The organism is Rhodococcus sp. NPDC056506 (assembly GCF_042794945.1).
In the GTDB taxonomy this organism is placed as follows: Bacteria; Actinomycetota; Actinomycetes; order Mycobacteriales; family Mycobacteriaceae; genus Rhodococcus_F.
In genome coordinates, this window is record NZ_JBHTSW010000004.1 from 179,777 (window position 1) to 193,357 (window position 13,581).

At 62.3% G+C, this 13,581-nt stretch carries 14 protein-coding genes; 4 read left to right on the forward strand and 10 right to left on the reverse strand.

The annotated features are described in order from the left end of the window. Window positions 1-57: 57 nt before the first annotated feature. The gene (locus ACFQ6H_RS06275; protein ID WP_378644728.1) at window positions 58-1,296 is read right to left on the reverse strand and encodes an MFS transporter; all 1,239 of its coding nucleotides are present in this window, start codon (window positions 1,294-1,296) and stop codon (window positions 58-60) included. 113 nt (window positions 1,297-1,409) lie between these two features. Between ACFQ6H_RS06275 and ACFQ6H_RS06280 the strand changes: the two genes are divergently transcribed. Next, window positions 1,410-1,997: a TetR/AcrR family transcriptional regulator gene (locus ACFQ6H_RS06280; protein WP_378532361.1), complete on the forward strand. Its 588-nt coding sequence runs from the start codon at window positions 1,410-1,412 to the stop codon at window positions 1,995-1,997. Here the strand turns inward: ACFQ6H_RS06280 and ACFQ6H_RS06285 are convergent. Both ACFQ6H_RS06285 and ACFQ6H_RS06290 read right to left on the reverse strand, forming a co-directional pair. After that, on the reverse strand, window positions 1,987-2,586 hold the full coding sequence (locus ACFQ6H_RS06285) for a GNAT family N-acetyltransferase (protein ID WP_378543275.1): 600 nt from the start codon (window positions 2,584-2,586) through the stop codon (window positions 1,987-1,989). The two genes, ACFQ6H_RS06280 and ACFQ6H_RS06285, sit on opposite strands and share 11 nt — an antisense overlap. Window positions 2,587-2,642: 56 nt before the next feature. Beyond that, complete coding sequence (locus tag ACFQ6H_RS06290; RefSeq protein ID WP_378446283.1) at window positions 2,643-3,227, reverse strand: TetR/AcrR family transcriptional regulator; 585 nt, start codon at window positions 3,225-3,227, stop codon at window positions 2,643-2,645. Window positions 3,228-3,314: 87 nt separating this feature from the next. On the opposite strand from ACFQ6H_RS06290, the gene ACFQ6H_RS06295 reads away from it, so the two are divergent. Continuing rightward, window positions 3,315-3,701, forward strand: coding sequence for a DUF1304 domain-containing protein (locus ACFQ6H_RS06295; RefSeq protein WP_378543279.1), 387 nt, complete (start codon window positions 3,315-3,317; stop codon window positions 3,699-3,701). An 8-nt stretch (window positions 3,702-3,709) separates the two neighbouring features. Here the strand turns inward: ACFQ6H_RS06295 and ACFQ6H_RS06300 are convergent, their stop codons facing one another. From ACFQ6H_RS06300 to ACFQ6H_RS06310, 3 genes are all read right to left on the reverse strand, one after another. After that, window positions 3,710-4,219 (reverse strand): hypothetical protein, encoded by a 510-nt coding sequence (locus ACFQ6H_RS06300; RefSeq protein WP_378532367.1) that lies wholly within the window; start codon window positions 4,217-4,219, stop codon window positions 3,710-3,712. 301 nt (window positions 4,220-4,520) lie between these two features. Continuing rightward, the gene (locus tag ACFQ6H_RS06305) at window positions 4,521-5,366 is read right to left on the reverse strand and encodes a mycofactocin-coupled SDR family oxidoreductase (RefSeq protein ID WP_317828775.1); all 846 of its coding nucleotides are present in this window, start codon (window positions 5,364-5,366) and stop codon (window positions 4,521-4,523) included. 92 nt (window positions 5,367-5,458) lie between these two features. Beyond that, the gene (locus ACFQ6H_RS06310; RefSeq protein ID WP_378644731.1) at window positions 5,459-7,375 is read right to left on the reverse strand and encodes a propionyl-CoA synthetase; all 1,917 of its coding nucleotides are present in this window, start codon (window positions 7,373-7,375) and stop codon (window positions 5,459-5,461) included. Window positions 7,376-7,566: 191 nt separating this feature from the next. On the opposite strand from ACFQ6H_RS06310, the gene ACFQ6H_RS06315 reads away from it, so the two are divergent. Continuing rightward, window positions 7,567-8,253 carry an MFS transporter gene (locus ACFQ6H_RS06315; RefSeq protein WP_378644734.1) on the forward strand — a complete coding sequence of 229 codons (687 nt, stop codon included), beginning with the start codon at window positions 7,567-7,569 and terminating at the stop codon, window positions 8,251-8,253. Window positions 8,254-8,262: 9 nt separating this feature from the next. Continuing rightward, window positions 8,263-8,838 carry an MFS transporter gene (locus ACFQ6H_RS06320; RefSeq protein WP_378644806.1) on the forward strand — a complete coding sequence of 192 codons (576 nt, stop codon included), beginning with the start codon at window positions 8,263-8,265 and terminating at the stop codon, window positions 8,836-8,838. A 4-nt stretch (window positions 8,839-8,842) separates the two neighbouring features. Here the strand turns inward: ACFQ6H_RS06320 and ACFQ6H_RS06325 are convergent, their stop codons facing one another. From ACFQ6H_RS06325 to ACFQ6H_RS06340, 4 genes are all read right to left on the reverse strand, one after another. Next, window positions 8,843-9,898 (reverse strand): hypothetical protein, encoded by a 1,056-nt coding sequence (locus tag ACFQ6H_RS06325; protein ID WP_378644737.1) that lies wholly within the window; start codon window positions 9,896-9,898, stop codon window positions 8,843-8,845. Then, entirely contained in the window at window positions 9,895-11,382 is a 1,488-nt protein-coding gene (locus ACFQ6H_RS06330) for a carboxyl transferase domain-containing protein (protein WP_378446289.1), read from the reverse strand. Before ACFQ6H_RS06330 ends, ACFQ6H_RS06325 begins: the two co-directional genes overlap by 4 nt. A gap of 93 nt (window positions 11,383-11,475) precedes the next feature. Further along, on the reverse strand, window positions 11,476-12,669 hold the full coding sequence (locus ACFQ6H_RS06335) for an ABC transporter permease (protein ID WP_378644739.1): 1,194 nt from the start codon (window positions 12,667-12,669) through the stop codon (window positions 11,476-11,478). Continuing rightward, complete coding sequence (locus tag ACFQ6H_RS06340; RefSeq protein WP_003939757.1) at window positions 12,666-13,562, reverse strand: ABC transporter ATP-binding protein; 897 nt, start codon at window positions 13,560-13,562, stop codon at window positions 12,666-12,668. Before ACFQ6H_RS06340 ends, ACFQ6H_RS06335 begins: the two co-directional genes overlap by 4 nt. Between the last annotated feature and the right edge of the window lie 19 nt (window positions 13,563-13,581).

The following is a 13,581-nucleotide window of genomic DNA, read 5'->3' on the forward strand; positions in this document are numbered from 1 at the left end:
TGTCCACTGCCCGGACCGTACGAAGGAGGAACTGTGTGTCCACCGATCGGGGGACATCTACTCCGACACTGGGACAGCTTTGACCTTTCGCTCGCCGGTGACCAGCAGTCCGATCAGTGCGACGGCCGCGAGAACCATGACGAGTGCTCCGTAGCCGCGCGTCGTATCCACCAACCCCACCTTGCCGACCAGGTAGCCGGCCAGCAATGCCGGAAGGCTGTTGGCCAGATAGGCGATGACGTAGACGGTGGACAACAAGCCCGCGCGTTCGTGGTTCTCGGCCAGCGGCATGACTGTGAGGATGGTTCCCTGGAATCCTGCTCCGAAGCCGATACCTGCCACAGCCGTACCAACCAGAATCAATACTGCAGAGGACGTTTCAGCGCCGATGAGCGTGATGGCCACCCCGAGCACCAGGGCGGTGGTTCCGATCAGCATCACGGTTCGCCCGCCGAGTTTGCGGAAGGTGAGTACCGCTGCAGCTCCGAATCCCGTCAGTGTTGCGACCATGATGGCACCGATGAGTGAGCTGTGAACGTCAAGTGCGTTGCGCGCCAACGCCGGTCCGAGTGAGAGGTAGAAACCGCCCAACGCCCAGACTGCGATCAGGCACGGTGCGGTGAGCGCAATCATCGTTCGGGCTTCCCGAGGAACGGCAAGGGTGGGGCGTAGCGACTGCCAGGCTCCGGGTCGTCCGCCCGATGTCTCGGGAGCGGCCCAAACCCCGAGGATTTCGAGAACGACCAGTACGAGAAGGACCAGGTAGACAGTGCTGGTGGGCCGGGGGAGGTGCTCGCTGATGAGACTCGAACCCACGGCGCCGACGGCAAGTCCCACTGTCGGAGCGACGCTGTTGATGATCGATCCGCGGCCGGGAGTGCGTTCGAGGTCGATCAAGGCCGAGCCCAGAGCGCTGATTGCAGCGCCGGTGGCAACACCTTGTACGACGCGGGCGATCAGCAGAATGGTCAGACCGTCGGCCGAGGCGAACAGTGCAAGCGAGATCGCCTCGAGGACGAGTGCTCCGAGCAGGACCGGGCGCCTGCCGATGTGATCGGACAGGGAACCGGCGGTCAAGAGTGTGGCGAGCAGTGCGAGAGCGTAAATGCCGAACACGAGCGTCGACGCGAGCGAGGAGAATCCCCACAACTGTTGATAGTGCTCGTACAACGGTGTCGGGGTCGCGGAGGCGCCCAGGAACGTAGCGATGATGACGGCGATGAGTGCGAAAGCGGCGCCTCGCCCCAAGCGTCGGCGTGAAGTGCTCTCGGTCGGTGGTGAAACGGTCGTTGTCATTGTCGTAGCGCTTCCCGTGCGGGTGGTGAAGACTTCAAACGCAAATACTTTGCGTTTGGGACGCTACGCCTGGCCGTAGCCTAATGCAACATCTTTGCGTTAGTATTGGATTTATGAGTCCGTCCGCAGGTCCGCGCCCCGGTGGCCGTAGTGCGCGTATCCAACAGGCCGTGCACGCGTCGGCGCGCAAGTTGCTGGAACAGCGTGATCGAGCCGAGATCACGGTGCCGATGATCGCGACCGATGCGGGAGTGACCCCGTCGACCATCTATCGGCGGTGGGGCGACATCAACGAAGTTTTTGCCGATGTCTCGATCGAGAGATTGCGACCGGACGCCGACCCGCGTGAAACGGGTTCGCTCCGAGGAGATCTGACGGTCTGGGCGCAGGACTATCTCGAGGAGATGTCGGCGCCCGTCGGTCGTGCTTCGCTGCGAGACGTGTTGATGAGCGACGATCAGACGCACGCACCGGACGGTACGAAGAAGTTCAAGTGCGCCTTCTTCTGTCGGACGCAGATCGATGTGATCCTCGCGCGTTGGCCGGAAGCTGCTGGTGTGGATGGTGATTCGGTGGTGGACCATGTGGTGGCACCGATCGTCTACCGAATCCTGTTCGACCTCGAGCCGGTCACGCCGCAGAGAGTTGCGGAATTGGTGGATCAGACTCTTGCCCTCTCGGCGCGGGTGGTTATCGAGTGACCTGCGGCTGATCGCTGCCTAGTCGGGCGTGGACGTGCATGTCGTGCCAGCCGTCGGCGTGCCTCGCGGAGCCTCGTCGAACGCCTTCTTCGCTGAACCCTGCTTTGGTGGCGACTCGGCATGACGGTGGGTTGTGGATCGAGTGCTGGAGTTCGAGTCGGTGAAACCCTGCTTTGCGAAATGCCCACTCGGACAGTGCGACTACAGCCTGGGTGCAGAGTCCACGGCCGCGCGCTGCTGGGGTCATCCAATACGCGAGTTCGGCAGTGCCGTCCCACAAGTTCACCCCCTTTACTGCGATTCGGCCGAGGAGTTCATTTGTCTCGGGAGCGGCGATCGCCCAATGGCATTCGGATTCGCGTGCCCACCCGTCTCGCCACGCGGTGAGCCAATCCCGCGCCTCGTGGATCGAGTCCGCACGGCGGACGTGCCAACGCTGAATCGACGGATCCCGAAACGCTTCCATCACGGCCGGTGCATCGTCGGGGGTCCACGGCCGGAGAATCGCGGAAGTCCCCACGCGTATCGAGGGTTGGTCCATTCCCCGGAGATATCCAGCGGCGATAGCGGGCGTGGTCAACTTGGGCACGTGAAGCATCATCGCCTACCCGTCCGATGGCAGGCAATGGCGTGAGCTTCCTGTCTTTATCGCTGCCACTCTGCGTTCAGTCGGCGCGCAGATTCCAGAGTCGCGATGGCCTCTTCGGTGTCAACTCGCGCGAGGACCAGTGCACTTACCGTGCAGGAGAGAAGGATTCGAGTGCGATCGGAGAGCGTGGCGTCTGTCTCGGCTGGAAATGCGGCATGTAATCCACTGTTGATCGCGTCTGCGAGTTCTTGGCGGTAAGCGCGGATGACGGCGGCCGCCGCGTCGTCGTGCGCGCCGAGTCCGGCAGCAGTGTTGAGGAGTAGGCAACCTCGCCGCGGTGAGTCGGCGGTCATGGTGCCGATCGCTTGTTCCAGCGAGGAAAGGTAGTCGTCGACGGCGTCCGGTCCCGGATTCGTAGTGAGATTGCGCAGACGCGGACGGATGACATGTTCGAGGTACAGCTGCACTGCGGCGTCGAACAATCCGCGCTTGTTGGTGAACGAGTTGTAGAGACTTGACCGGCTCAGTCCCGTCGCGGATTCGAGGTCGCCGAGCGATGCGCCTTCGTACCCATGTGCCCAGAACACGTCCAAAGCGGCAGCGACCACGGCTGTTGTGTCGAATTCTTGTGATCTGCCCATCAAAGCCTCGCTCTTTCTGTATCGTTCGGTCCAGTATATATTGGACCGAACGATACAGAATTCACTCTATGCAACAGGAGCTCACCGATGAACGTCGCCGGCTACATCTTCGCGGGACTGGCCGCAGCAGTGCACGTGTACATTTTTGTCCTCGAATCGATTCTCTGGACGACCCCGAAGACACGCGCCACATTCGGCGTCAAGTCAGAGGAAGAGGCGATCACTACGCAGTCGCTTGCCTTCAACCAGGGCTTTTACAACCTTTTCCTGGCAATCGTGTCCGTGATCGGCATCGTGATTGCGGCGACCGGTTCCGCGTCGGTCGGAATCGCCCTCGTACTGGCGGGCACAGGATCGATGGTTGCCGCGGGGTTGGTGTTGATTCTCTCGTCTCCCGACAAGGCCCGCGCAGCCGTCGTGCAGATGCTTTTCCCAGCCATTGCCGTCGTTCTGCTGGTTATTCACCTGCTCTGAGTTCGGCCTTACCCGCCGCCGAGCACCAGTGATTCGATCAGGGCAAAAGCGCCGTTGAGTGCTCCGCAGTCGAATGCTTCGGCCAGGGCGTAGCCGATGACGACTTCGTCGTTGCTCGGAGTGCTCGACCAGACTGCGTCGGTCTGTCTGGGGTCGGATTCCTCGTTCTTGGAGAACAGCGCGATGCGAACCCCGTCCCGGGTGAAGGCGCTGTTCGCGTCGTCGACGGGCGCGAAGGTCAGTGTCACGCCCTCGACGAGTGCCGATACCGAATACGAGCGCCGGGACAGAAACCCTTTGCCGACAGTGAGTTCGACTTCGTCGCCACCAAGAGTGAAGAACAGGTCCGCGGCAGCCCGCGTTCCGATGGGTGTGCCTTCGCGGCGTGGGGCGTCGACTCGGCGCGTCAAGAGAGCGCGTGATTCGCCGTTTCGGACGTCCACGACCCCGGTGTCGACGTCGAAGGAGATCTCGACTTTTCCGTGAATCGGGTCCATCGCGGCGTAATTGACCGTCACTGTGCCTACCCCCTGTAAGTGTGAACTCGGGTCCATAATACGTGGTGGGAGCGTTGTCCAGTATGCCCGAATCCGAAAAAATACTGCCGAATGACGCGCGTTTGAGGCCAAATGCTTCTACTCTGGGTCTTGGGTTTGTTGCGCATCCCACAAAGGTTTTTCCCACGCCAGACGAGGAGCGCCTATGAGGTTGTCGACTACTTGTTCTGTTGCTACGAAGGCTTGATCAAGCCGGAATTGCCTCTGCCGGATGGTGCTCGAGACCCATCCGGCAGAGGCAATTCTGCATCAGTTCGGGCCTTTAGCCGCCGGCGAATTTTTCCGAGGTGCCGAGATCGATCGGCAGTGCGATCCCGGTGATCCCGCGTCCGGCCGGCCCCACCAGGTAGAACACCGCATCCGCAATCACTTCGGGGTCGACCCACGGATGGGGCAGCAGATTCAGCTTCGACATGATGGGAGCGGTGTCCGCGAGGACGGGATTCTCCAAGTCTGGACGGAACGCGCGAACCATCGGTTCGTTGTCGATCATCGTGGTTCGCACATTGCCCGGGTGCACGGAGTTGACCCGAATGTCCGCCCAGCCGAGTTCGTTGGCCAGAGACTTCGCCAAACCGCGAACGGCGTGCTTGGACGCGGAATAGTGTGCGATACCCGGCACGCCGCGAAGGCCGGCCATCGAGCTGATCAACACGATCGACCCACCCCGATTGCCGTTCATGATGTGCGGAATCGACACTTTGGTCGTCAACCAGACGCCGGTGACATTGATGTCCATCAGCTCGCGGAACTCTTCGGCGCTCAGATCCCAGGACAGCTTTGCCGACGCCGCGATTCCCGCGTTGGCAATCACGATGTCCAGCCGGCCGAGCTCCTCGACTCCGGCGTCGACTGCCGATTTCAGGGCATCGAGGTCGCGAGTGTCCGCTACGGACGCGACGATGCGCCTGCCCTGAGCTTCGACCAGTGCGACGGTCTGGGCGAGGTCGGCCTCGGTGGCCATGTCGTACCCCGCCGTTGCGACCGGCGCGCAGAGATCCACCGCGATGATGTCCGCGCCCTCGGACGCGAGCTTGACGGCATGCGCGCGCCCTTGACCACGCGCCGCTCCGGTGATGAATGCGACCTGACCGTCCAAATTGCCCATCGAACTTCCCCTGCCCGTGTAAAGCGCCAAAACTGGAACGTGTTCATACTGCTATGTCCGGTGCCGGGCAGGCAGGGGAATTCGCGAAATCCTTATCCGCGAAGGAGTTTGGACAGCTCGTCTAATACGCTCGCGTCCTCGATGGTCGACGGGACCGTGTACTCCTCGTTGTCGGCGATCTGCCGCATGGTCTTGCGGAGGATCTTGCCGGAACGAGTCTTCGGTAGTGCGGCGACGACGGTGACGTCCCGGAACGTGGCGACAGCACCGATCTGGTCGCGCACCCGCGCGACCAGTTCCTGTCGGAGAGTTTCGGGATCGATGTCGACGCCGGACTTGAGCACGACGTAACCGCTCGGCCGTTGCCCCTTGAGTTCGTCGTGAATGCCGATGACGGCGCATTCGGCGACCGCCGGGTGGCCCGCGACGACAGCTTCCATGCTTCCGGTCGAAAGACGGTGTCCGGCAACGTTGATCACGTCGTCGCTGCGCCCGAGGACAAAGACGTAGTTGTCCTCGTCGATGTATCCGGAGTCTCCGGTGAGGTAATAGCCTTCGAATGTCGACAGGTAGGACTTCACGTACCGATCGTCGTCACGCCACAGTCCGGCGAGTGTTCCGGGAGGAAGTGGCAGGCCGATCACGATGTTGCCCTCGGTGCCCGGTCCCACGAGTTCGCCCTTGCCGTCGACGATTTCGACGCGGTATCCGGGGCAGGCGACGGTGGGTGAGCCCGCTTTGATCTCCATGGGTTCGAGGCCGCGCAGATTCGCGCAGATTGCCCAACCGGTTTCTGTCTGCCACCAGTGATCGACCACCGGGCGATCGAGAATCCGAGTAGCCCACTCGTAGGTGTCGGGATCCAAGCGCTCGCCGGCCGCGAACAGCGTGTCGAGCGACGAGATGTCGTACTTGGCGAGCTCTTTTGCGTCCGGGTCGGCCTTGCGGACCGCGCGGATGGCTGTCGGAGCGGTGAAGAGTGCCGATACCTTGTATTCGGAAATGATGCGCCAGAATGCACCAGCGTCGGGGGTGCCGACGGGCTTGCCTTCGTACATGACCGTCGTGGCTCCGGCGAGCAAAGGTCCGTAGACGATGTAGGAGTGGCCGACCACCCAGCCGACGTCGGAGGCGGTCCACCAGACCTGGCCGGGGCTGATGTCGTAGAGATTCTTCATCGTCCACGTCAACGCAACGGCATGGCCACCGTTGTCCCGGACGACGCCCTTCGGCTTACCGGTTGTTCCCGAGGTGTAGAGGATGTAGAGCGGATCCGTCGCGGCGACCGACACCGGGCCGGCAGGTGTGGCATCGGCGATCAGCTCGTCCCAGTCGAACCAGGCTGCGGCACTTGACTTGTAGTCGGCAGCAGCGCCGGGAATCTGCTCACGATTCTTCACGATCACGGTGTGAGCGGGGGTGGCGGACAGTTGCAGAGCCTTCTCGACCATCGGCAGGTACTCGATGGTTCGGCCGGGCTCGAGGCCACCGGACGCCGTCACGAGCACCACGGGGCCGGCGTCGTCGATACGCGTGGCAAGTTCCTTGGCTGCGAAGCCGCCGAACACCACTGAATGCACAGCACCGATACGGGCACACGCCAGCATGGCGATCGCAGCCTCGGGGATCATCGGCATGTAGATGATGACACGGTCACCCGCGACAACACCCTGATCTTTCAGGAGACCGGCGAAGAGTGAGACCTGCTCGAGGAGTTCGGAGTAGGTGTACGTGGCCTTGGTGGGGACCATCGCGGAGTCGAAGATCAACGCGGTCTGATCGCCGCGGCCGTCGCGGACGTGCCGATCGAGGGCATTGAAGCTGGTGTTGAGCGACGCATCCGGGAACCAGCGATAGATCGGTGCGGCGGAATCGTCGAGGGCCCTCGTGGGCGCGACATCCCAGTCGACGGCACGCGCTGCATCGAGCCAGAACTTCTCCGGCTGATCCATGCTCTCGCGATACGCGTCGGCATACGTGTTGTGGGACGCCTGCTCAGAAGAGCTCATCGACGTGTGTCCTCTCGTGAACTTCGCTAACCCGTGACTTGAAACACCTTAGGTTACTGCCAGTGCCGTGCGCCTCAGTGTTTGTGCGAGTACCGTCCGTTTGCGCCGGACGGGCCTGTCCCGTCGGCCAGTGGTGCGTCGCGGGTGGGATAGGCAGGTGGGATCAGGCAGCGACTGAAGGGGGAATCGGTGTGACGGATACGGCGCAACGTGCGGGCTTCTGGGGAGTCCTCACTCAGCGCGATTTCCGGCTTCTGTGGACCGGCGACGCCGTCAGCGGCATCGGAAACGGTGTCACGACCGTCGTGCTGCCGCTGATCGCGCTTCGCGAATTGGAAGCGAGTAACTTTCAAATCGGGGCGCTGGCCTCGGCGGTGTGGTTGCCGTGGTTGATCGTCGGACTACCCGCCGGTGCCTGGATCGACCGGCTGCCTCGCCGTCCGATCATGGTGATCGCGAACGCTGCGTGCGCGCTGCTCTTCGCGAGCGTCGCGATCGCCGGCCTCATGGAGGCGGTGACATACGGCCACTTGCTTCTGGTTGCGCTGCTCACCGGTACGGCCACCGTTTTCTTCCAGGCGGCCTACCACGCATATCTCCCCACGGTGCTCGACGAAGCGGATCTGGTCGAAGGGAACTCGAAGATACAGGGCGCCGAGGCCGCAACCCGGGTGATCGGCCCGAGTATCGGTGGACTGTTGGTAGCGACTGTCGGGCTGGCAGCCGGTCTGCTGGTCGATGCTTTCACCTTCGTCGTCTGCTCAGTGTGCATCTGGCTGATTCGTGCGCAGGAAACGGTTGACCGCGGACAGGGCCGCCGAGAACCGTTTCGGCGCCAGATAGCGCTCGGACTGCGATTCGTCGCAGCTGATCCGTAGCTGCGGCCCATCGTCGTCTACGGGACTCTTCTCAATTTCGGTCTCGCCGGGTACACCACGATCCAGATCGTTTTCCTCGAAAAGACAGTTGGCGTGGGGGAGTTCGGACTCGGACTTCTGTTGGCGATTGCCGGGGTCGGCGGAATTGTCGGGTCGATGGTCGCGCGCCCGCTCGGGCGCCGATTCGGTACTGCCCGAAGCGTTCTCATCTGTCAGTTGGTGACGGGGCCGTTCATCCTGTTGGCACCTCTGACGACGTACGGCGCCGGCCTGTTCTGGTTCTGTGCGGGAGGAATGGTGATGATTGCCGGCGTCGTGTCCTGCAACGTAGTGCTCGGCAGCTTCCGTCAGAGTTACTGTCCGCCGGACCGTCTCGGTCGAGTGGTGGCGACGAGTATGTTCCTGTTGCACAGCACTATTCCGCTGGGTGCACTATCCGCAGGCTTCCTGGGTGATCTCGTAGGTGTGCGCGGAACCATGTGGATCATGGCCGGGTTGATCGCGCCGTGCGGATTGGTCTTGCTCTTCAGTCCACTGCGCGGCATCCGCGATCTACCGAGTCGGCCCGCCGAGTCACTGCGCTAGAGAATCACTGTGGCAGCGAATCACGGCGGTGAGCTGCTGCGGCCTCTTCGCTTCGAATCGCGATACGAAGAGTCGCGAGCATGAACAGCGAGACGGCAAAACCGAATAGCGCGCCGAACTGGTCCTGCGTGAACAGGTACACCTGCGTCACCAGAAGGCTCACCACGATCGATGCGCGCAGTAGCCGCAAGGCCCGGAGGTAAGGACCGCGGAAGAGGAACCACACTCCCAGAACCACAAGAACTCCGGTTGCAGCCGTGGAGATCTGGACGACGAGGTCGGAGACGTCGTCAGCTTCGACGCCGTTCTCGGAGACGAGTGCGTAGATCACCTGGGCTATCGCGAGGAGGGCCTGCAAGACGAACAGTGTCAGTACCAGTCGGCGGACAATTCGGTGCCCGAGCAGTGCTTCGGCCCGTTGGAAGAACACGTTGCGAGCACGCGTGATCTTCGATTCGATACCGCCGACCGGCGGAGTCTGTGTGTGCAAGCCGGCCTTGATCGAGTCGACGAGACCGATGAGGCTGCGGTCTTCGACGCCGTCGAGTACGCGGAGGGCGTGGTTGTACTGGATCTCGTCGAGCTGACCGAGAGCGAGGTCCGAGAGCGCTCGCGCGCCGATGGCGAGCCGATGACGATCATTCATACCGCGCCGAATCACCACCTCGCGCGCGGCCAGATAGAAGAGGACGAAGACGACGTACATGATCGCGATGGCAGGCTGGTAGAAGTAGTCGACGTCGGCGGTGACAAATTTTCCGACCTCGTCGATGAAGAGGCCGAATCCGATTCCGCCGACGAGGGTCGCCAGATCGCGCATGCGAGAGCCCTCGGTGATGGCAGTCGAGACGATGGCGACGGCCATCAGCAATCCACCCCACAAAACGTGGGCGATGTGGAGGGAACCGCCCCCGATCTGGGGATAGCCGGTTGCCGCAAGGTAAGCGCGGGTGATCAGCACGGTCGCAATGGCAGCGAACAGGAAGAGCTCGAAACGAGCCAGTGCTGCACGGTCGTAACTGTGCGGCAGAGTCAGTGCAGTCCGATCCTTCGTCGTCATTGCGGAACTCCCAGGTTTCGATAGCGCGCGATACGGGAGGACTGGCGATCGGTGTCTGACTCCTCGGCGAGAATGAAGAGCTCGTGCGCGATTGCTGCCCCTACTCTCTTGGAGAATTCCACGGGCTCGTCGGCCGCGTCAGGGGTTTCGGGAATGATGGCGTCGATCACGCCGTCTCGAAGCAGATCCAACGAACGAATTCCCTGCGCTGCGGCCATCTCCGGGGCGTGACTGATGTCGCGATGGACAATCGCGCTTGCGCCTTCCGGTGGCAGGGGAGCGAGCCACCCGTTCTGTGCCGCGAGTACCCGGTCGGCAGGTAACAGCGCCAGAGCGCCACCGCCGGTTCCCTGACCGAGCAGCACTGACACTGTCGGGGTTTTCAGCGTCACGAGGTCGGCGATGCAGCGGGCGATCTCAGGGGCCAGTCCACGTTCCTCCGCTTCTTTGGACAACGACGCGCCCAAAGTGTCGATCACGAGGACAAGCGGGAGTTGTAGTTCTTCGGCAAGTTTCATGCCCCGTCTCGCTTCACGAAGCGCGGCCGGTCCCATCGTGGTGAGCGCGGATTGTCCACTGCGGTCCTGGCCGAGCAGGATGCACGGAAAGCCTCGGAAGCGGGCGAGCGAGAGCAAGATCGTCTTGTCGGTTTCACCCTGCCCGGTGCCGCTGAGTGGTACCTGTTCGGTCGCGGCATGGCGGAGCAACTGCCGGATGCCTGGTCGATCCGCCCGGCGCGAGAGCATCACCGACTGCCAGGCAGGGACATCGGGAATCTCGGGCGAGGGAATCGGGTCCGCGACTGCCGGAGTCGGGGGATCGGTGAGCACGCACAGCGCTCGGTTGACCAGCAGACGGAGGCGGTCCACCGGGACGACGCCGTCGATCACGCCGTTGCGGTACAGGTTCTCGGAGGTTTGGATCCCGTCGGGAAACTTTTCGCCGTAGAGGGATTCGTAGACACGGGGGCCGAGGAAACCCACCAGGGCGCCCGGTTCCGCGACGGTGATGTGGCCGAGAGATCCCCACGACGCAAAAACCCCGCCAGTGGTGGGATTACGCAGGTACACCAGGTAGGGCAGGTGTGCAGCCTTGTGAACAGCCACTGCCGCAGCGATCTTCACCATCTGAACGAACGCGACGGTTCCCTCCTGCATTCGTGTTCCGCCAGAGGTGGGCGAGGCGAGCAGTGGGAGTTGTTCTGCCGTAGCACGTTCGACGGCGGTCACGATCCGTTCGGCTGCAGCAACTCCGATCGAACCGGCGAGAAAGCTGAATTCACAGGCAATCACCGCGACCCGACGCCCCCGAACTGTGCCGACGCCGGTGACGACGGACTCGTCTACTCCGCTCTTCTCGCGGGCCTTCTTCAGGTCTTCCGCGTACTTCGGCCCAGGCCCGACGTCGACGGGCGGGGAGTCCCACGAGACGAAGCTCTCGGGATCGAGTACCGCAGTGAGTAGTTCTTCGGCCGAGATTCGCACAACGTCCTCCAAGTAAGCAGCACCCCGTCCAGGATGAACCTACCTGGACGGGGTGCCGCCGGGATCGCGTGGCGTCAGTTGTGCGCCGGAGAATCAGCGTCCGAACGCTTCCTTCCATGAAACGACCTTGCCGATGCGAAGGATGGAGCGCTGGTAGATCTTTGCCGCGATCATCGACAACGCAGCAGTCACGACCAGCATCAACAGAATGGTTCCTACGATCTGGAAAGGAGAAGCTACACCGGCGGAAATGCGCAGGGGCATGAGGATCGCCGAGAACGGCGGAATCCAACTCAGCACGTTGCTCAGGGTTCCTTCGGGATTGCTCACCGAAACGAAAGCCACGCTGACCATTGCCATGACAAGCAGTGCGAGTGGCATCGCGGTGGCATTGACGTCCTCCTGCCTCGAGACCATGGACCCGGCAGCGGCGTACAGCACGGCGAAGAAGAGGAAGCCGAGAATGAACCACCCGAGAGTGCCGAACAGAACACCGATCGCGGTGCCCGTCACGGTCAGGACGCCCGTCGCCAATCCGGTCGCGACGCCCGCGACAGCATAAGCAGCCATCTGGATCAGGCCGACAGCGCCGATTCCGAGAACCTTGCCCCACAACAACTGCAGCGGACGCAGAGTCGAGAGCAACAACTCGACGACGCGACTGGACTTCTCCTCGACGACGCCCATCGCCACGTACGTTCCGAACAGCAAGATCTGCATGTACAGGAGCACCACGGCAGCGATCGACATCGCTATGCGTTGTCCCTGTTCGGGATCCGGCGGATCGATGGCATCGATGGTGACCACTGCGGTGGACGTGGCTTCGGTGAGCTGAGCCGGATCGATCCCCGCGGCGGACAGCGCATTCGACTGTGCCTGTTGTGCAACGGAACTCTCGATGACGGCGCGCAGATTCGTGGGCACTTCTTTCTTGGTCACGACAGTGACGCCGCCGCCCGATCCAGCGATCACGGCCACGTCGAGGTCGCCGTCCTTGACCTGACCACGCGCGGTCCCGTCGTCGGAAACCTCCGTCACCGTCACCGGATTTCCGAGGGTGTCGCCGATGGACACCATCGTGGCACTGAGCGACTGGTTGCCGACCAAGCCGATCTTCGACTTGTCCTCGTCGCCACCGGAAAAGAGTGAGAAGGCGATGATGCCGCCGATGATCGCGACCAGAATGATGACGTTGCTGATCACAAAACTCTTCTTCGAGATCTGCGTCATGAATTCGCGTCGAGCGACCAACCCGATGGCTCGACCTCCACTCAACTGGTTGCTCATGCGGCTACTACCTCTCGGAACAGATCGGTCAGTGACGGACGTCGTAGCGTGAACTCGTGCACCGGACCGGTTTTCAACGCTGCATGCAGGATCTGCTGATCGTCGGCGGTGCCGTCGACGCTCAGGAGTGTTCGACCGTCGAGGTGGCTCAGCGTGGTGACACCGATCAGATGGTGTGCCCAACCGACCGGCGCGTCAGGGGCGAAGACTTCGATTCGGCCGTCCCCCTTGCCTCGTAGTTCGTCGACAGTTCCGATCTCTCGCATGCTGCCGCGGCTGATGATGCCCACGCGATCGCACAGGCGCTCCACCAGATCCAGCTGATGGCTCGAGAAAATAACGGGAACACCGGTGCGGGCCTTCTCGACCAACACGTCACTCATGACGTCGACCGCTACCGGATCCAGACCCGAAAATGGTTCGTCCAGAACGAGTACCGAAGGATCGTGAACCAGCGCCGCTGCAAGCTGAACTCGTTGCTGATTGCCGAGGGAGAGGGAGTCGACGGTGTCCTTGACGCGTTCGGCGATGCCCAGACGTTCGGTCCACCGCTCAGTGGCCGCATGCGCGTCGGCTTTCGAGAGTCCATGTAGTTCGGCCAGATAGGAAAGTTGCGCTCCCACCTTCATCTTGGGGTAGAGGCCGCGTTCTTCCGGCATGTATCCGATAGTGCGACGCACGTCGAGGTCGACGGGTTTGCCGCCGAGACGAACTTCCCCCGAATCTGCTCCGAGGACACCCAACGCAATGCGCATCGTGGTCGTCTTGCCGGCGCCGTTACTGCCGACAAATCCGAAGATCTCGCCCGGGCGGACTTCGAAACTCAGGTTGTCGAGTGCAACGACGTCGCCGTAGCGTTTCGAGATGCCGTCGATCGTGAGGGTGGCTGACATGGGTCCTTCCCATCGGTCG

Excerpts from the sequence above, each read along its gene's own strand:
- ACFQ6H_RS06275 (WP_378644728.1), bottom strand. The coding sequence starts at position 1,296 with ATGACAACGACCGTTTCACCACCGACCGAGAGCACTTCACGCCGACGC.
- ACFQ6H_RS06280 (WP_378532361.1), top strand. The coding sequence starts at position 1,410 with ATGAGTCCGTCCGCAGGTCCGCGCCCCGGTGGCCGTAGTGCGCGTATC.
- ACFQ6H_RS06290 (WP_378446283.1), bottom strand. The coding sequence starts at position 3,227 with ATGGGCAGATCACAAGAATTCGACACAACAGCCGTGGTCGCTGCCGCT.
- ACFQ6H_RS06295 (WP_378543279.1), top strand. The coding sequence starts at position 3,315 with ATGAACGTCGCCGGCTACATCTTCGCGGGACTGGCCGCAGCAGTGCAC.
- ACFQ6H_RS06305 (WP_317828775.1), bottom strand. The coding sequence starts at position 5,366 with ATGGGCAATTTGGACGGTCAGGTCGCATTCATCACCGGAGCGGCGCGT.
- ACFQ6H_RS06310 (WP_378644731.1), bottom strand. The coding sequence starts at position 7,375 with ATGAGCTCTTCTGAGCAGGCGTCCCACAACACGTATGCCGACGCGTAT.
- ACFQ6H_RS06325 (WP_378644737.1), bottom strand. The coding sequence starts at position 9,898 with ATGACGACGAAGGATCGGACTGCACTGACTCTGCCGCACAGTTACGAC.
- ACFQ6H_RS06335 (WP_378644739.1), bottom strand. The coding sequence starts at position 12,669 with ATGAGCAACCAGTTGAGTGGAGGTCGAGCCATCGGGTTGGTCGCTCGA.
- ACFQ6H_RS06340 (WP_003939757.1), bottom strand. The coding sequence starts at position 13,562 with ATGTCAGCCACCCTCACGATCGACGGCATCTCGAAACGCTACGGCGAC.